The 17,115-nt window shown below is 42.9% G+C and carries 18 protein-coding genes; 6 read left to right on the forward strand and 12 right to left on the reverse strand.

Annotated features, from left to right (window positions below):
• Nucleotides 1–419 precede the first annotated feature (419 nt).
• From QZZ22_RS06295 to QZZ22_RS06315, 5 genes are all read right to left on the reverse strand, one after another.
• Entirely contained in the window at nt 420–1,205 is a 786-nt protein-coding gene (locus QZZ22_RS06295) for a winged helix-turn-helix domain-containing protein (RefSeq protein WP_292463484.1), read from the reverse strand.
• Nucleotides 1,206–1,465: 260 nt separating this feature from the next.
• Nucleotides 1,466–1,957, reverse strand: a complete 492-nt coding sequence (locus tag QZZ22_RS06300) for a hypothetical protein (protein ID WP_292463485.1) — start codon at nt 1,955–1,957, stop codon at nt 1,466–1,468.
• A gap of 422 nt (nt 1,958–2,379) precedes the next feature.
• Complete coding sequence (locus QZZ22_RS06305; protein WP_292463487.1) at nt 2,380–2,805, reverse strand: hemerythrin domain-containing protein; 426 nt, start codon at nt 2,803–2,805, stop codon at nt 2,380–2,382.
• 197 nt (nt 2,806–3,002) lie between these two features.
• The gene (locus tag QZZ22_RS06310; RefSeq protein WP_292463489.1) at nt 3,003–4,064 is read right to left on the reverse strand and encodes a hypothetical protein; all 1,062 of its coding nucleotides are present in this window, start codon (nt 4,062–4,064) and stop codon (nt 3,003–3,005) included.
• Nucleotides 4,065–4,202: 138 nt separating this feature from the next.
• On the reverse strand, nt 4,203–4,763 hold the full coding sequence (locus QZZ22_RS06315) for a GerW family sporulation protein (protein ID WP_292463491.1): 561 nt from the start codon (nt 4,761–4,763) through the stop codon (nt 4,203–4,205).
• Nucleotides 4,764–5,615: 852 nt separating this feature from the next.
• Here QZZ22_RS06315 and QZZ22_RS06320 point away from each other — a divergent pair.
• Nucleotides 5,616–6,797, forward strand: coding sequence for an FprA family A-type flavoprotein (locus QZZ22_RS06320; protein ID WP_292463493.1), 1,182 nt, complete (start codon nt 5,616–5,618; stop codon nt 6,795–6,797).
• Nucleotides 6,798–6,931: 134 nt separating this feature from the next.
• Here QZZ22_RS06320 and QZZ22_RS06325 read toward each other — a convergent pair whose 3' ends face one another.
• Nucleotides 6,932–7,570 (reverse strand): hypothetical protein, encoded by a 639-nt coding sequence (locus tag QZZ22_RS06325; protein ID WP_292463495.1) that lies wholly within the window; start codon nt 7,568–7,570, stop codon nt 6,932–6,934.
• A 527-nt stretch (nt 7,571–8,097) separates the two neighbouring features.
• Between QZZ22_RS06325 and QZZ22_RS06330 the strand changes: the two genes are divergently transcribed.
• The gene (locus QZZ22_RS06330; protein ID WP_292463497.1) at nt 8,098–8,328 is read left to right on the forward strand and encodes a ferredoxin; all 231 of its coding nucleotides are present in this window, start codon (nt 8,098–8,100) and stop codon (nt 8,326–8,328) included.
• 126 nt (nt 8,329–8,454) lie between these two features.
• Here QZZ22_RS06330 and QZZ22_RS06335 read toward each other — a convergent pair whose 3' ends face one another.
• Nucleotides 8,455–8,706, reverse strand: coding sequence for a SemiSWEET transporter (locus QZZ22_RS06335; protein WP_292463499.1), 252 nt, complete (start codon nt 8,704–8,706; stop codon nt 8,455–8,457).
• A 158-nt stretch (nt 8,707–8,864) separates the two neighbouring features.
• Between QZZ22_RS06335 and QZZ22_RS06340 the strand changes: the two genes are divergently transcribed.
• Nucleotides 8,865–9,284: a hypothetical protein gene (locus QZZ22_RS06340; RefSeq protein ID WP_292463501.1), complete on the forward strand. Its 420-nt coding sequence runs from the start codon at nt 8,865–8,867 to the stop codon at nt 9,282–9,284.
• Between the two features lie 9 nt (nt 9,285–9,293).
• Here the strand turns inward: QZZ22_RS06340 and QZZ22_RS06345 are convergent, their stop codons facing one another.
• Nucleotides 9,294–10,403 carry a C39 family peptidase gene (locus QZZ22_RS06345; protein ID WP_292463503.1) on the reverse strand — a complete coding sequence of 370 codons (1,110 nt, stop codon included), beginning with the start codon at nt 10,401–10,403 and terminating at the stop codon, nt 9,294–9,296.
• 415 nt (nt 10,404–10,818) lie between these two features.
• On the opposite strand from QZZ22_RS06345, the gene QZZ22_RS06350 reads away from it, so the two are divergent.
• Nucleotides 10,819–12,690, forward strand: coding sequence for a PAS domain S-box protein (locus tag QZZ22_RS06350; RefSeq protein ID WP_292463505.1), 1,872 nt, complete (start codon nt 10,819–10,821; stop codon nt 12,688–12,690).
• 31 nt (nt 12,691–12,721) lie between these two features.
• On the opposite strand, the gene QZZ22_RS06355 is transcribed toward QZZ22_RS06350, so the two are convergent.
• Together QZZ22_RS06355 and QZZ22_RS06360 are read right to left on the reverse strand one after the other, a co-directional pair.
• The gene (locus QZZ22_RS06355) at nt 12,722–13,153 is read right to left on the reverse strand and encodes a nucleoside deaminase (protein ID WP_292463507.1); all 432 of its coding nucleotides are present in this window, start codon (nt 13,151–13,153) and stop codon (nt 12,722–12,724) included.
• 82 nt (nt 13,154–13,235) lie between these two features.
• Complete coding sequence (locus QZZ22_RS06360) at nt 13,236–14,504, reverse strand: peptidase U32 family protein (protein WP_292463509.1); 1,269 nt, start codon at nt 14,502–14,504, stop codon at nt 13,236–13,238.
• Nucleotides 14,505–14,696: 192 nt separating this feature from the next.
• Between QZZ22_RS06360 and QZZ22_RS06365 the strand changes: the two genes are divergently transcribed.
• Both QZZ22_RS06365 and QZZ22_RS06370 read left to right on the forward strand, forming a co-directional pair.
• A complete protein-coding gene (locus QZZ22_RS06365) occupies nt 14,697–14,933 on the forward strand; it encodes a FeoA domain-containing protein (protein WP_292463511.1) in 237 nt (78 codons plus the stop codon).
• Nucleotides 14,934–15,106: 173 nt separating this feature from the next.
• Nucleotides 15,107–15,301, forward strand: coding sequence for a hypothetical protein (locus QZZ22_RS06370; protein ID WP_292463513.1), 195 nt, complete (start codon nt 15,107–15,109; stop codon nt 15,299–15,301).
• A 122-nt stretch (nt 15,302–15,423) separates the two neighbouring features.
• Here QZZ22_RS06370 and QZZ22_RS06375 read toward each other — a convergent pair whose 3' ends face one another.
• Nucleotides 15,424–16,203: a dihydroorotate dehydrogenase electron transfer subunit gene (locus QZZ22_RS06375; RefSeq protein WP_292463602.1), complete on the reverse strand. Its 780-nt coding sequence runs from the start codon at nt 16,201–16,203 to the stop codon at nt 15,424–15,426.
• On the reverse strand, nt 16,203–17,105 hold the full coding sequence (locus QZZ22_RS06380) for a dihydroorotate dehydrogenase (protein ID WP_292463514.1): 903 nt from the start codon (nt 17,103–17,105) through the stop codon (nt 16,203–16,205). The genes QZZ22_RS06375 and QZZ22_RS06380 overlap by 1 nt, the downstream gene beginning before the upstream one ends.
• Nucleotides 17,106–17,115 lie beyond the last annotated feature (10 nt).

Consider the following 17,115-nt stretch of genomic DNA (forward strand, 5'->3'; position numbering starts at 1 on the left):
CCTTTTCCGGAATATTTAGTGAATTGCATTTAAGGATTTATCCTTTTTAGGATAATGGCATAAACAATTCGATTCATTTTTATATTAGTATCCACTTTGTGGGCTAAAAAAGTAATCTTCAAGGTAGGGTGAGGCGCCTGGAAACCACCACGCTTTAAGGCGCCTCTCTCTTTGAGAATCCGAGATGTTCCCCAACATCTCTCAATTAATCCACTCCCGCATTTACGAGCACCCCACTGCCCGCAACACATAATAGTCATCTTTTTTATTTAACCTAAACCTTCATTAATTTGGCACCGCGTATGAAGATTATATAAAATATTATCTTCATGCCATAGTTGTTATTTTAACGCTGTCAATATTTAAGGTACAGGCATCATTTCCCTATCAGCTAAAAACTCTCGCATAAGTACAGTTAATCATATCTCACTTACTGGCGTGGAATATTTCAAATAATACTCAAACAGCTCTTTTCCCCAGTCAATTGCACTTGGATTGCAAGAGAGTATGTGCTTATTGTCAAATTCCATGTTATCTTTTAACGCATTAAGCAGGAGATTATTGTCATTGTATGCAAAGGTAAGGAAATCCATTTTGTCGGGGTAAACAAAAAGATGAAGCAGCCCACTTTGGGTCAACTGCTTAAAATCATTTTCCTCTTCAGTTCTTATCTTTTCAAGCAGGTCTTTGGAAACGATGAGATGTATATTAACATTGTTTGAGATCAATTCTGAGAAAAGCATGGAATAGTTCGGGTAGAGGAATGTAGTGACATAGAAAAGATAAGGCGACTTATTGGACATTTCATGAAAATTGCTGTCGATTTCAAAGGTATTTGTGATTGAAGGGGTTATTACTTCACATTTTCCCAATTCATAGATCCTTTCTAAAAGACGAGGTGGGATGAAATCAAGTTTATGAGTCCCCCAGTATTCTATGTTCTTATCAAGCACCTCAATAGTAGCCAATAAAGGTTCAATTTCATTGACTATCAGTTCTCCGATCTTCGTAAGGCCATAGGTATCATCATAATGGATGACAAGATGATTTTCTTCAAGCACTTTCATTTGAGGAAGCAGGGCGGTCCTTGTTGTTTTGAGATGGTTTAGGATTACTTGTGCTTTCTTTGACTCATCCTTCAATAAAAGAAGGACATTCTTTCTTTTTTCTGACATAAATATAACATCAAGCAATTGTTTCCTCATCAGTGTCCCCTCCTTTCAAACTGGATTGATCTAATGACTTGTCGCTTCAACGGTACAAAGAATATGTGTACTTATATTTATACTAAATTAAATAAGCAAGTTATTATTCATTTAAAGTTATTTGAGACTGGTGATTTACAATTATCCCGCTTCTACGGCAGCAAAAAGATTCCTCTCCTTACATGAATTAAAACTCGGTTAAAATGCTTAAGCAAAAATATACAACAAAGATGGGATTGTTATGAGTAACTGTAGAAGCGTTACATTTCCCAGAATATCCTTGTGCCTTTGACCGTACCGATACTTTTAAAGAATCCTTTCAGTCGTTTGTCCTTTCTCTGTTCATAGAACTCATACGCAGGTGTATCAGTATAATATATAGAGACCGAACCATATTCTTTATCAGGTGAAATGTATGCGATCTTATCGTTACTGTCCAGCTCTCCCAGTGGATTCTCCGCGCCCGTACAATCAACGAACACCAAGCCTTTATCTGCTGTCTCGAAAGCATTTATGGCATGCCCGTTCTGCCTGTCATGAAAACTTACAGAAACATAAGCTGCACGGATTCCCCTGCTCTCTGCGTTATTGTGTAACCTCTCTGCAAAGTCGATGCAATTGAAACTGTCTAGCTGATACAGTATCCGGTCGGTGTCATCCTCTTTAAGGAATTGCATAAGCTCCTCCCAGGTAGGATCACGGGCTGAAGGATTATCGATCAGGATTGCAGGCGAACCGGATATCTTGTACACGTTGAATTTAGGTTTAATGTCTGCTGGATCATTTTCTCTGGACTCGGCAGAATATACGAGACTTACGCAAAGTACAACTAACGATAAAAATAAAAGGGTACAAAAAATCTTACTGCGTGTACTTTTACATCTTTTTATCAAGCTATCACCTGTAGCTTCCACTGCAGTAATATAATATACTTCCCAATATATAATGCTTATTATTTTAAAAAATATTACTCCTGAAAGTAATACTAACTGCATCGTACTTGGGCAAGAATTCCTTTAATGCCTTTATCCTTGTTGTCGCATGGAATTCGGTTTGTGATAATCAAAAAATTTTTTGTCCCAAGTGAGCGCTTCAGGTTGCAGAAACCATTTCCATAAACTAAAAAATGTAAGCAAGAACTACTTGCTTACCTGCCAGAATACCTGATACCTCTTTATCCACTTTGCTCCTGTTTGAACTCCATGTACTTGCTTCCAATTTCCTCTGCCTGAGAATCACTTAGCACACTGCGGGACTTCTCAAATATCTCTGACTCTTCTTCTTTAACATGGTGTTCAACTGTCTCTTTTAAGACTTTCATTTTAGCAATCCATCTTTTATCGTCTGTAGGAGTCTTCTCTAACTCGGACAGCAATAATTTGGCTACATGGTGTTCCTCATAACCTTCAAGAGCAACCTCTGTAGCCTCTTTTTTGTTCTCAAGTTGTGGATAATATAATTTCTCTTCCCCTTCCATATGTATGTCCAGTTCAGATTTAAGCTGCATGAAAACGTCCTTGGATTCCTTGCTGATCGCTTCATCAAATAATTGCATGACTTTTACATGCTCTTGCTTCAATATGTCGTATATTTTGTCCATCAAATTCCCCCTTCATTACTCAACAGAGTATGAACTGGACAGTTCCAACTCTTATACGCACTTTTGGTTAACCGGGCAAATTGTGCCAATGTATGGCCTGCGCGTAGCCTGTCCCCTTCCCGGTACTAAGTTTATGTATATTCTTATTTATCTCTATTCATTTGACCCAATTGTATATTTCCTTTGAATTAGAAAGGTCACATAAGCTGCCGTTGTAAATATACACGCCTGTACCTATCATACAGTGTTACATTAAGTGTCAGTAACAGTATGAAAAAGAGCGTATTGGCAAGATTGATAGAACCTTCGTACCTGCTCAGCAGTAAGAAATATACAAAGACAGTTATCAGATTGGCAACTGACATAAAGGCAAATTCCCTGAAAAGAGAACTCCATTTTGTTCCATGCCTGGCGAGCCATTGGCTCAATGCGGTGTTCACAATGATGATGAAGGCCGCAGCGATGGTTATCTGGAGACTGGTGGCGCGTACCCCGGGAAGCATACTTGCAAAAATAATACCAAGCAAGGACACGAATACGATCTTCTCTCGCAGAGCACTGTCAAAAAACCTCCTTTCTCTTATACCGGCTACTCTCTGATCAAGGTTCTCCAGGATGGGATCTGCAGCAAGGGCAAATCCATCTCTTGCAGGAGGCAGTCCTTTCAATATCCAAAATACTGCTACCGCAATAAGTGCAGCCCAGGCGACCAGCACCAGTGCAAATGGGGGGTATGCCCTTATCAGGTCGGTAGTGTCCAGCCGGGCTACGTGTATCCAGTATTCCTGAGGCAGTTTAACCAATATCCATATCACGGCTGTGGCAGTCAGCACCTGCTTATTTGTCAATGATGCCGGATTCCACTTAAGACGCACCGCTTCGTAGAAGATAAAGAAATATTCAAACGTATTGGGGAAAATAAGCAACAATGTTCTAAGCTGTGTTAATTCGAACAACACCACGCCCGCAAGCCGATAATAGAAAAGGAACCGGCTTACTCCAAATGCATAGTCATTGGTCCAGTTGCGCATTGTCGAAAGGTATGTAATAGTAAGGTAATATATGTCAAGAGCCTTGTCATAGCTCTGGTATCCTTCAAGTGGCAGTGAAGTGAATAGCTGGAATATTGTCTGGTCAACAGTGTCCAGTATCAAGGAGCCCACTACTCCCGGAAGAGGGTATCGCGGAATAGCAAGTGGCAGGAAGAAACGGGCCATAACGACGGCCCAGAATATGACCATGTCATAAGTGTCAGGCAATTATGTCCCTTACCCAGATTCTAATCCATTTGAAAATGCAAATATCAGTAACACATCTTGTCTTCACTATATATTGTCTACAGTATACAGTCTTTCTTTTGTGAGGCCAGTACAGGACTGGCCGCATCTAGTTGATTGTTAACACTCTTCGTCAGGTACAGGTCCTTTCTTTCTGGAACGGGACGGTTCTGCTCCTGCCCTGCCTGCCGTGGCCTGGCTGCCTCCTCCTGCCCCTCCTTCCGGCATGGATCTGCTGCTGAATTCTCTGTGGCTTTCATCGGAAAACCTTTCCTTCTCCCCGGAGGTCCGGCCACTCATGCCGGAGCCTTCACTTTCCTCTTTTTCCCTCTCTAATACTTCACTGCCTTCTTTTACTCTGCTTATGACCTCTGGTACCATATCCACTATGCGGCTAAATGTGTGCCTTCCGCTCACCGTCAACAGGCGGACGTCGTCCTTGGATATGACAACAAATCCAATAGGCTCCATATTTACCCCAGCATAGCCTCCGGCCGCAAATCCCATCTGGCCTGTATGCTTGTCACGTTCCCCTCCGGCACTTCCAAACCCGGCTGAAACTCTGATTATTGGCATCACGGTTTTCCCGGCTGAAGTTACAGGATCTCCCACAAGTGTTTTCGTGTCTACGATACTTTCAGTCTCTCTGGCAATTTCTTTCATGATGTCTTCTAATCCCATCTACTACTCCCCTTTACGTTACACTTTTTGTGTATACTTGATATATGTGGTTTCTACTTTAAAAGTGAATCTGAATTGTATAATTTTATTAATAATGTTGGCCTTCCTTAAAGGCCGAGTTCACAGACTACGGCAGGTCACTGTCCGAAAAAAGGAAGCTTTTTGATGTGACCAGGATCCAAGAAGTATTATAATTATCAATTCTTAGCAATTCTTAGCAATTCCTAGCAATTCCTAGCAATTCTTAGCAATTTTTATCAGTTCACAGTCAGAGAATACTTTATTACGGTGTTCATTTCGCTTCTGCTTATTTAAAGAAATGAATGGGGGACCAGAATATCTGTACCTTTAAGGTGATAGTAGCTCAAAACGGCTCACAGCTGGAAAATCATGCTGAAATATATCCCTAGCCTCATTTTTTGTATCTGCATGCACAGGCACTTCTCTCAACACATTGTTATTTTCATCTTCCCAGAATCTAACCCAAAAACACATAGTTAATCCCCTCTCTACCTTTGAGTAGCCAATTTACAGAAGAGCAATACTCGGATAGCCAGAATATGTGCTCTTAAAGTCTAATTGCCCCCTAAAGTCCGAATTAGATAATTAATATGGATTCGGCTCCCCCGCGCCTTGATCCACATGCAATACTATAAAACCATCTTATTTAATTATATCCTTGTTTAATTTCATTGACCCTTTTAATTTATCACTTCTCTGAGCCATAGTGTGGCAGCTACTTGGGGAAGCCTGACAAATCACTTAAGTAGCCTCCTCTCCAATATCTATAGGGGAACGGGACAATATGTGCTAGGTCGAGTTAACAGTGTCCCGTTTTACAGGGGGGATATAATGAATTACTATACACCGGAAATCTCTGATAGTATTTTCTGGGTCGGTTCAAAAGACTGGAACAGGCGCATGTTCGATGCTTTAATACCACTTCCTGATGGTACGAGCTATAATTCATACCTGGTTAAGGGTAGCAGGGGAAGTGCGCTTATTGATAGTGTAAATCCTGGTTTTGAGGATGAGCTTATAGACAAGCTGGGTAGTCTCACTGATATAAAGGCACTGGATTTTGTGATAATGAACCACGCAGAACCGGACCATGCCACTGCCATAAAGGCTGTAATGGATATTTCTACGGATGCAAAGCTTGTAACCACACAGAAGGGAGCGAAGATGGCGCAGGTATTCTATAAGATACCCGAGCAGAGGTTGGTAATCGTAAAGGATGGTGACACCCTGGAACTTGGAGACAGAACACTGCGTTTCATAGAAGCTCCATGGCTCCACTGGCCGGAAACGATGTTCACTTATGTGCAGGAGAACCGGATACTGTTCTCATGTGATTACTTTGGTGCGCATACAGCAGCCGGATTCTATGATGACGAGGTAGAAGACCTTATATCAGTGGCTAAAAGGTATTTTGGGGAAATAATGATGCCTTTTAAAGCAAAAGGTGCACAGGCTCTGGAAAAGATTAAGGACATGGATATTGCTATCATAGCTCCAAGCCATGGGCCTATCTACAGGAATCCGGAGAGGATACTTGGAATGTACTATATATGGACCGCAGGGAAAACTCAGGAGAAGGCTATTTTGGTGTATGCAAGCATGTGGGGTGCCACGGAGGCAATGGTCAAATCAATGGCTGAAACCCTGATGGCAGAAGGGATACAGATAAGTTACTTCAACCTGCTCAATGCCGATATAGGTGACATCGCCCGTGAGCTTGTGGATTCCAGGGCAATCGTACTTGGCACCCCCACAGTCCTGGGAGAGATGCACCCGCTTGCAGTCTATGCCGCTCATCTGGTGAAGATCCTCAAGCCACCTCTGAGATATGGGGTAGCACTCAGCTCTTACGGCTGGGGAGGTGGTGCCATCAGGCAACTCTCTGAGATGCTTAAACCTACAAAGATCGAAGTATTGGGTGCAATAGAGATAAACGGTCCTGCCTCGGACGAAGACTTCAATAACATAGAACTGCTTGGGAAGCAACTTGCAGCTAGGATAAAGTCTTCGTAAAGAAACACTAAAAACAAATATTTTTGAGGGTGTTGCAAGAATTTATTAAAACAACTTGGGTATAAGTAAGATGCAGGAAAGAGCAAATAAGAGAATAGGAGGCATAACCTCCTCATCTTTTAAGTCCTTACAATTTAGAGGGTATTGTTGTCTTCCTCATCCGGTGTAATGGTTGTATTAGTAGCTGGCTGGTCACTCTCTACTATTATGTCTCCTTCATCAGTTGTTTCAAAACCTCTGTCATCAGGAGTTATATTCTCTTCAGTGTCTGCTGGAACTGTTGTTTGGGTGACCGTCTGATTATCGCCCATTGTACCATTCTCTTCTCCCGGCTCCACTATTACCGTACCTGACATCAGGAAGTCTTCCTCGGAACTGTAATCAAAGGCTCCTGCTACATCAAATGTGTAGCTGAATGTTTCTCCTGGACCGAGTATGCCAGAACTGAAGAAGTCATCATCAGATGTAATCGTGACATCTTCCTGGCCGGTATTTGTCCATGTTACAGTATCCCCAATCATAACCCCGATGGTCTCCGGGTTGAATCCGTCCTCATCTACAATTACCTCTGTCGTTTCCACTATTCCGTCATCAGTTGTTGTAGATTCTGTCGGCTCTGTAGGCTCAGTTATTTCATCTTCTGTAGGTTCATCGTCTGTAGGAGGAACAACTACCGTGTCATTTGTTCCATCGTCGGTACCTGTATCTGTACATCCGATTGCGAAAAACACAACCAGTAGTACAGCAAATGATATTATCAATCCTTTTCGCATAAATTAATCCCCAGTTTATATATTGTGTAACTTTGTCATCTTTCACCCCGATCCTATCACAGATGAACTGAATAGGTATCTGTTCAGTTGAAAGTAGTACATAATACACGAATATTTCTTGGACCGTGGCCACAAACGATCCACAGTTCCTTTATTATCCGTTCTCTACTCCCATGTTATAGTCATTACATTATTGTCCCCCTATCCGTGCATCCAACGGCAAATAGAATACCTGCCAGTGTTGCACATCTTTTTAATGCTTTAGCATTGTACCCCCTTATCATAGTTGTATGGTAATTGTAAGTTATAAGTCTTTTTATTCGTATGTTGCACAGTTTAGTATCAATAATTCGATTTTTCACATGTATTCACTAAATACATTCTTCAAGAAGAGGCCTACCAGTCTTCAGGTACTTATGTATGAAATGTGCTTTTTGGGTTCCCAATTTTTAGAAAACATTGTTATCGAAAAAGACTTATCCTTTTGGATTACAATTATTTTTGAGGTTCTTATGAGGGAGTAAAATATGGCTGATAAGACTAATAAAGTACCAGAAACTATTCCGGGTCCGTATTATGTTGATGAAGAGTGTATTGCTTGTGAATTATGCGTGGACGCTGCTCCTGCTAATTTTATCATGGCAGATGATGGTACACACGCTTATGTTTACAAGCAGCCGGAAAATGATGAGGAGAAAGCAGCCAGTGACGATGCCATGACCAGCTGCCCGGTAGATGCAATCGGAAAAGATGGTTAATTTCTTTCTTGTTTGCTAGATAGCTAACTGTCCCGCTCGTTCCGGGATGTTATCTTTTTGCTAATTTCCGTAAATGGATCACTTATTATATTTTCAACTATCATGGAGATTAGCTGGAAATATCTATTATGTAGTTATATAATCCTGTTTTAGTTTGTAAATTAACAATGCAGAAGCAAGCGTTACTGAAATACTGTTAGCTGCAATGAGCGCAAGATCGTTAATTATCAATCCATGCGCCAACCAAAGCATCATACCAATGGTGGTGCATATAAGCATCATCAAAGATATGTCTCTGGTAGATTTTGTCTTAATGGCTTTGATGAGTTGAGGAGCAAAAGCTATCGTAGTCAGTATCCCTGCGATGTAACCTATCATAGTATCACTATAGATGTTGTTTCTTATTGGTTGTCGGCTGTATATTGCCTGTGATGATTAATACCTATGTATGGAACTACCAGGGGTCATATCAACTCAAGTTATGTTGTTTTTTTCAGTCGGACCAGTTCAGGTTAGGATCTAATAAAAAGGCTTAAATGATAAACCCGCCAGTGCTATACATGGTCCTCTTATTCATGATTGCATCAGTAGCATTGATCTTTTTATTTATGGGTATGGTTATTGCTTTTGTATTCAGACAGCAGGCAAAAGTAACTGAAAGCGGCAGATTCCCTCCGGGGCGCTGGAGAGGGATCTGGATCGGTATCGGGCTCATTTTCGGTGTCCTCATGGGAATGGTCCTTGCAGTTGCTTTTGATAGCAGGGCCCTTGTCGGTATGGGTCCGGTCATCGGCGCAGGTCTTGGGCTGGCAGCAGGTCATATATTTGAGAAGATGTATAGTATGGACGCTATACCGCTGACGCCGGAAGAAGCAAGGCACAGGAAAATATCTCTTATTATAGTATCAGTGTTCGTGCTCATCGGACTTTTACTTGTATTGCTGTCCGTCCTTTAAATGGGCTTTTTAAGCGATGCTCACATCTATGGATGTTGAGCCAATCCTCTGCGCATCGGTGTCCAGCAGTGTTACTACAATGGAATAAGTGCCGGCAGATATGGTCCCAAGATGATTGGAATAGTTAACACCTTTTGAGACATCACTATATGGAGGGACCGTTATCTCTATGGGGAAACGGAAGCATTCCAGTTTGCCCCCTGCGTCCTTTCCAAGGACCTCGCTCAGAACTATGTAATCCTTTTCTTCCGGTGAAGGGTTTGCCACGGTGAAATAAACTGACATCGTGTCACTTGGAGTTGGTTCTCGCTCTGCTATCAGGTCAGACCCTCTAGCTATGTAGTATCCTTTTCCATACTTACCGTCAAAACGCAGTAAACCGATATCCTTTATGTTGGTCCTGTTTACAAAAGTGAGGCAACTATATCCATGATTGCTGTAATCTGTCATATATATTGACCCTGCAGGAGTACTGGCGGGCGCATCTTCAAGTATCTCAATTGTAAATGCCATATTTGAGGGCATTATATTCCCTGCCAGCTTTTCGTTGAATTCCTCCCAGCTTATGGGTACGGCAATATGTCTTCCATTTGCTCCAAAGAGACCTTCCGTGATGGCTCCGCTGGGATCTGTAAGATATATGAACTTTTCATCGTATCCGACTGCCAGGATTGCATGACCTTGCTTTGTGTGCCCTGGAACAGTATACTGAAAAGCCAGCAGGACGGGCTGTCCTCGGTCTATATTGCTTCTCACCATGAAATTGAAACTTTCAGTGTCAACTGGTTTAAGACTATATCCCCACACTGTCTTTTTTATCTTAAGGGAAAGGTCCTTTTTTAAGTAGTCCTCAAGTGCATAGTCAAAAGGATTGTATTGTCCTGCAAAGGTCTCATTATTACCGGAATTAAAATGAGAAGCGATTTCCCATGGATCAAGGTATCTCTCATTGTAATTTGACATCATGACAAGACAATAATATAGGCACCAACTGGTATCACCCTGATTATAATAAGGCACAGCCAGAATTGTATTGTTTATTTCTGCGTCTCTGGAAGCAACTGCAGTCGATTCGCTAATATAGCCAGTTGAAGCGACATTAAATGACACTATCAACATAATAAAGACAGCTTTCGCTATTAGTTGCAAATCTTTTCTTCGAATAATGACATGGACCCCCCGGTCCGCTCATACTCCATTACCTTTTACTACATACAATGCCGATACCAGGTTTCTGTCCTGAATGCAAATGTACATAATTCTGGTTTGTGTAGCACGGTTGAATATTGCAGGATTCTTTCTCCTATATATATAAACATGTCTATGCATAGCGATGTGATTATACTCATAATTATGAGTGGTTTTTAGGCATCCATATACCACAAAGCATTATTCTGCTACTTGCCTTGCTGAGCTGTGCAAGTCCTAGCTACTTCATTTATAAAACATATTTATTTAAGATCTGATAGATATTATGTAGATATCTATAATTACTATAAAGTTATATACAGTTCCTGTTGTCAGTGATTAATAAGTGCCTGATCTAACTCCTGGCACTTTAAATAAATACGATATGCCTCCATCCCCAAGACCCCGGATACTTATAGTAGACGATGAGCCAATGAATGTGGAGTTGCTCCAGGCTTATCTTATTGCAGATTATGAAATAATTCCTGCGTATTGTGGGTCTGATGCTCTGGAACTCATTTTGAAGCAGAGACCGGACCTTGTTCTTCTGGATGTGATGATGCCTGGCCTGAATGGTTATCAGGTATGTGAACAAATCAAAAGATCATCTGAAACCCGTTTCATTCCCGTTGTCCTGGTCACTGCGCTTTCTTCCAGGGAGGACCGTCTGAAGGGTATCGAGTCCCATGCAGACGACTTTCTTACCAAGCCGGTTGACCGGCTGGAACTGAAGATGAGGGTAATGTCCCTTCTTAGGATCAAATCGTTGCATGATAAGGTTTTATTTGAACGTGATCAAGCCCAGAACTATCTTGATATTGCAGGTGTTATGATGCTTGTACTTGACAGTGACCAGAAAGTTATTCTTGTCAATAAGAGGGCGACGGAAATACTTGGCTGCCAAGAAGCAGATATTCTGGGTAGTAACTGGTTTGACACTTTTGTACCGCTGTCCTCAAGATATGAAGCAAAGCAGCATTACTTTAAAACGCTGGATTCGGATGACGAGTCAATAATTCATTATGAAGGCCCCCTGATTGCAAATGATGGGGAGGAGAAAATCGTCTCTTGGTACAGCAAGCTTATAATGGACAATTGTGGTTGTCATGTTGGCGTCCTGAGTTCCGGAGAGGATATAACTCAAAGGAGAAAGGTGGAGGAGAACCTTCAGGTGAGGACTGTGGCAGTTGAATCCTCTATCGATGGTATGGCTATTCTGGATGAGAATGGAAGATACGTTTACCTCAACGGAGCCTATGCCAGTATCTGGGGTTATGACCATGTGCAGGAACTTGCTGATAGGTCGTGGAAAGATCTCTATGAGGAATCTGAGGTAATGAGATTTAAAATGGATATTGTCCCTGAGTTAACCCGCAAAGGTGTCTGGAGGGGAGAAGCTGTCGGGTTAAAGAAAAATGGCAGCCGTTTCTTTCAGGAAATATCTCTTACCAGTCTCGATAAGGGATGCATATGTGTCGTAAGGGATACGACCAACCGTAAAAAATCAGAAAAACAGTTACAACAATATGCCCGAAGTCTCAAATATTCAAATGATCTGAAAGACCTTTTTATTGATATAATGGGGCATGATCTCATGAATCCTGCAGGTATAGCTAAAGGATTTGCAGGTATGCTTTTGCAGGCTGAGACTGATACTGACAAATCCCGCAAGCTCAGGATCGTAGATGATAACATATCCCGTCTCATCAATATGATAGATTCCGCTGCCCAGTTCGCCAAGCTCGAAGATACGAACGATATTGAGTTCAGGAGGATGGAACTTGGGACTATACTACGTGATGTTGCAGACAATTTCAGGATGCAATTGTCTGAAAAGAACATAACTATGGATATAAGGCTCAATGATCACTATTATGCGAGGATCAACCCTATTGTTGAAGGGGTCTTTGCTAACTACATCTCAAATGCCATCAAATATGGCCCCTCTAATAGCAGTATTACCCTCGAGATAGGGGATATTGGCAGCGAATGGAGAGTGAATGTAAGAGATTATGGGGATGGGATACCTGACGCTGACAAAGATATAGTATTTGACCGCTTCAAACGCCTGTCGCATAAAAAGAAAGGCGTGAAAGGCACAGGTCTTGGTCTTGCTATAGCCAAGAGGATAGTTGACCTCCATGGAGGCAGAGCCGGTGTTGAAGATGGACCGGCCGGAACTGGCAGTGTGTTCTGGGCAACATTCAAAAAAGCTTGAACTGCATATGCTCTGATTGCGTTTCATGCAATCATTTACCTATATCCTCATACCATAGATCCGGCTTGTCCTTTATGAATTGCTTCATTATTTGCTTGCATTCGGCAATATCGAGATTTATTACCTCTACTCCATGTTCTCTCATGAATTCCGCTGCTCCATGAAAATTCTCTGCTTCTCCGACAATGACCTTCTTTATACCAAATTGAACGGCAGCGCCTGCGCAAAGGTAACAGGGCATCAATGTCGAGTAAAGGATCGTGTCATTGTATTTGCCAATCCTTCCTGCGTTTCTGAGACAAGATATCTCTGCATGTGCCAGAGGGTCATCCTTCTGTACTCTCATATTATGACCATGGCCGACTATCTTTTCATTTCTCACAAGGACGGACCCGATTGGGATACCGCCTTCATTCAATCCTTTTTTTGCTTCATCAATTGCACATTGCATAAACCTGTCCATAATATGTTCCTCCGAGTCAAGTGCTTATATACTCTTGTAACATCAATTTCCATATATATTTCAAACTATCATTTTAATGTTGTTATTTCAAATCCTGCGGTGAATGAAAGGTGCCATCAGAATTGACTTTGGGATCTATTTTTTCCTCAAGCCTGAAAACCTTGTCATTCTTTCTGACCACCCCGTCAACTGCCAGTCCTACTTCCATTCCCTTCTCTGCCCGCAAGACGTTTTCCCTTTCCACAATCAAAGAGCAGACTTCCTGCTCATTATAGGTTGTACTGCCTCCGATAACTATCCTGTCGCCAAGTCCGATTCCCTCTTCTGTGAGCTTTATTGACGCTGCGCCAATTTTTGGGAAATAGTTAAGAACTATTCCGACAGCCTGTTTTTTCACAGGCGAGGCATTCATGGCCTGATCGCAGGCCAGTCCCTCAGGACCGGGAATACCAAAATAGAAGCCGGTGGAAAATCCACGGTTGTACTGTCGTCCCATCTCTTCTTTCTGCAGTCTGGCAGCCTCGCGAGTATAAGTGCCGCCTGTCTGGTCATCTATGGCTTTCCTGTAGCATCTTGAGACTGTATATGTATATCCGGGATCACGTAGCCTGCCTTCTACTTTAAAAGCATCGATTCCGACTTCCATAAGCTCCGGGATATGTTCTATCATGCAGAGGTCCTTGGCATTGAGGAGATATTTTCCTTCAAGGTCAACCTTTTCACCCCTGTCAGAGTAAAGAGACCATTCCCATCGGCAAGGCTGGCTGCACTCCCCACAGTTCCCGGACTTTCCCAGCAGGTGTGCGGAAAGGTAACATCTGCCGGATATTGCCTGGCACATCGCTCCGTGGACAAATACCTCCAGTTCCACATCAGTGCACGCCCTGATCTCTTTTATCTGCTGAAGACTCAATTCTCTTGCAAGTACGACTCTGCTTGCTCCCATGGATAGGTAGAATTCAGCACTTTGCGGGTTAGATACATTGGCCTGGGTGGATATGTGTATCTTGAGATCCTTTTCAGCAGCCTGCATTATAGTTGCAGGGTCCCATGCTATTATAGCATCAACTTCTGCGGATGCTGCGGTCTCAAGCACATTTTCAAGCTCAGGCAGGTTATGTGGATAAATGACAGCATTGACAGCAAGATAACCCTTCATGCCATATTCATGCACCTGCCCCATAAAGTCTGCCAGATTATCTGATGTGAGTTCATTTGCTCTTGATCGGAGACTGAGCCTGTCTATGGAAAAATAGGCTGCATCAGCATGGTCTTTGCAGGCTCCCAGTGATGCAAGGTTGCGTACTCCCATCACCAGTTCCGGAATCCTTTGTTTTATGGGCTCAGACATGGTTTATTAAGCGGGACTATGGCTTAAATTACTTGTGTAATCTGCTCAATTGAATTTGTCATGTTATCAAGTTATCTTTGATACTGGTAACTTATATATACAATTAAACACTATATCGCAATATCAACCAATATTAGGCATACCTAATATAAGGATGAAACTTACATTTGGAAATTACAAGAGGTAATACAAATGGCTCCAATAATGCCGCTGGCAATGATGCAGGAAGGTAAGGTCAGTAAGATCATATCGATCAACGCAGGCCGTTCACTTGTGAATCGCCTGAAATCAATGGGGTTTATAGAGAATTCCTTTCTCAAGATAAAAAAGGATAATATGGGCGCCATCATTGTGGATCTCAATGGGTGCAACTATGCACTTGGTAAAGGTATGGCTTCAAAGATCATGGTGCAGGAATGCGCGACTTGATCTGACATCTTTTTTCTCCGTTGTCTTTTGATATTATTTTTATAGATCTATAGCGTCCATTTTCAATGATAGCTGCCAAGTTACACTCAATTCAATTTTACTCTCCGGTACAACATCTATAACCAACAATTATAAATGTTTATAATAATCTAAGAGGCACTGGTGATTCATACATGATATGGGGATTCTCTGCACTTAACAGTGAACAGGTAAAAGCTATCAAAGAACTTGAAGATAAAATGGGTATAACCTTATTGGCATTCTCTGACGCCAATCTCAAATATGCCGACCTCTCTGCAGAGGACCTGGAAGAAGTACACCGGCTTGAGAAGGAGTTAAATCTCTCTCTGGTTGCCGTCAAGGTCTAATTTCAGTAAGTTTCTATCAACCACGTTTCATCTTCTTTTTTTAATCATCCGTTTTTCTTTCCCAGATAGATGGTTAGAGACCACAAAAATAATCCTGCTTACATTGGTTGAGGTTAAACCTCTCACATCATTTTTTTGTTCCCGCTAGGCCCTCTCATATACTTCCCAAACTCCGAACCTGTAAGTTGCATCCCGTTGAATACAGGTCCGTCCCTGCAGACCCGCAACCCTTCGGTGTCCATGCAACAGGCGCCGCATACTCCTATGCCACATTTGAAATACCTATGCAGGCTAAACTCGGCCTTAGCAAGAGCACCCTGCTTTTCAAGAATGTCAAAGACGCGCTTCATCATCATCTCAGGTCCGCAGGTATATACCCTGTCATATCCTGAAGCATCTATCTCGCAGAGCACGTCTGTGACAAAGCCGCAGCGATGAGCTGAGCCGTCATCCGTTGTCATGTGAAGTACTTTGCAGGGTGTGAACCTGTCCAAGAACAGCAGTTCGTCCGCATTCCTTGCACCCATGATAGTGGTGACGCATGTATCCTGGGACATAGCATGTTCTGCTAGCATGGCTATTGCTGCAGTTCCCACGCCTCCCGCAATGATAAGTATGTTATCGTCTTTGCCGGGCAGTGTGAATCCCTTGCCAAAGGGTCCTCGTATGCCCAGGTGGTCTCCTTCCTTCATCTCAAAGAGCTTTGCAGTGGCGTCTCCCACCTTCTGGACGGTGATGGCGTTCCTGTAGGACAGGGTCATGGGTATTTCATCAGTACCCCTTATCCAGACCATGACGAACTGTCCGGGACGTGCTTCATCAAAACTCCTGTCAAAAAAGAATGTCTTGTTGGAAGGTGATTCCTGTACTATCCTCGTTATCTTCACATCTATGGGGTACATCATGCTCTCCTGTGGGCGAGCCCGACAATATCACTGGTATCCCGGTATCCACCGGAGGACATGAAACTCTCAATACCATCCGCAACCGTCTGGAATACTCCGGGTCCGTCGTATACCGCAGAGCCTATCTGCACGGCTGACGCGCCAGCCATCATCATCTCCATAGCATCCTCCCATGTCGATATCCCACCAACACCGATAACAGGGATGTCAAGAGCTGCATATAGGTCGTATACACACTTGATGGCTACGGGCTTTATAGCCCGGCCAGACAATCCTCCGAACTTGTTACCCAGTACGGGATATCCACTGTGGATATCTATAGCCATCCCGCGCACAGTGTTTATGGCAACTACGGCATCAGCGCCTCCTCTCTGGGCGGCCTTGCCTATGGATACGATGTCCGTTACGTTGGGTGTGAGCTTGACCCATACTGGCAGTTCTGTGATATCGCAGACAGCAGCCGTTATCTCCTCCACGGCACATGCGTCGCAACCTATGGAAGCACCATAGCCCTGTGCATGGGGGCAGCTGACGTTAAGTTCGAACGCGTCGGGTCCTGCATCGACAAGGCCGTCCGCAACTATGGCGAACTCTTCTGCATTTCCTCCGAATATGCTGGCTATTATCGGGACATCTGCTTCTCTCTTTGCGATCTCGATCTCTCCTGAGAAATCCGGGTATGATGGGTTTGGGAGCCCCATGGCATTAAGGAAGCCGTATCCCAGATCGATCATGCTTGGGTTTCTGTGTCCTTCTTTTGGCTCCGGTCCGATGGATTTTGTAACCACTGCGCCGGCACCTTCCCACGCAATGCGTGCAAGAGACGCGCCTGTAGTGCCCATGACGCCAGCAGCCAGTATTGTCGGATTATTCAGCCTTAGTCCTGTGATTTCTATCATATTATCGCTA

Origin of the sequence: Methanolobus sp. (assembly GCF_016278365.1) — an archaeon.
In the GTDB taxonomy this organism is placed as follows: Archaea; Halobacteriota; Methanosarcinia; order Methanosarcinales; family Methanosarcinaceae; genus Methanolobus.

Excerpts from the sequence above, each read along its gene's own strand:
- QZZ22_RS06345 (WP_292463503.1), bottom strand. The coding sequence starts at position 10,403 with ATGTTGATAGTGTCATTTAATGTCGCTTCAACTGGCTATATTAGCGAA.
- QZZ22_RS06370 (WP_292463513.1), top strand. The coding sequence starts at position 15,107 with ATGATATGGGGATTCTCTGCACTTAACAGTGAACAGGTAAAAGCTATC.
- QZZ22_RS06360 (WP_292463509.1), bottom strand. The coding sequence starts at position 14,504 with ATGTCTGAGCCCATAAAACAAAGGATTCCGGAACTGGTGATGGGAGTA.
- QZZ22_RS06380 (WP_292463514.1), bottom strand. The coding sequence starts at position 17,105 with ATGATAGAAATCACAGGACTAAGGCTGAATAATCCGACAATACTGGCT.
- QZZ22_RS06320 (WP_292463493.1), top strand. The coding sequence starts at position 5,616 with ATGAATTACTATACACCGGAAATCTCTGATAGTATTTTCTGGGTCGGT.
- QZZ22_RS06315 (WP_292463491.1), bottom strand. The coding sequence starts at position 4,763 with ATGGGATTAGAAGACATCATGAAAGAAATTGCCAGAGAGACTGAAAGT.
- QZZ22_RS06340 (WP_292463501.1), top strand. The coding sequence starts at position 8,865 with ATGATAAACCCGCCAGTGCTATACATGGTCCTCTTATTCATGATTGCA.
- QZZ22_RS06335 (WP_292463499.1), bottom strand. The coding sequence starts at position 8,706 with ATGATAGGTTACATCGCAGGGATACTGACTACGATAGCTTTTGCTCCT.
- QZZ22_RS06365 (WP_292463511.1), top strand. The coding sequence starts at position 14,697 with ATGGCTCCAATAATGCCGCTGGCAATGATGCAGGAAGGTAAGGTCAGT.
- QZZ22_RS06305 (WP_292463487.1), bottom strand. The coding sequence starts at position 2,805 with ATGGACAAAATATACGACATATTGAAGCAAGAGCATGTAAAAGTCATG.
- QZZ22_RS06375 (WP_292463602.1), bottom strand. The coding sequence starts at position 16,203 with ATGTACCCCATAGATGTGAAGATAACGAGGATAGTACAGGAATCACCT.
- QZZ22_RS06295 (WP_292463484.1), bottom strand. The coding sequence starts at position 1,205 with ATGAGGAAACAATTGCTTGATGTTATATTTATGTCAGAAAAAAGAAAG.
- QZZ22_RS06330 (WP_292463497.1), top strand. The coding sequence starts at position 8,098 with ATGGCTGATAAGACTAATAAAGTACCAGAAACTATTCCGGGTCCGTAT.
- QZZ22_RS06355 (WP_292463507.1), bottom strand. The coding sequence starts at position 13,153 with ATGGACAGGTTTATGCAATGTGCAATTGATGAAGCAAAAAAAGGATTG.
- QZZ22_RS06325 (WP_292463495.1), bottom strand. The coding sequence starts at position 7,570 with ATGCGAAAAGGATTGATAATATCATTTGCTGTACTACTGGTTGTGTTT.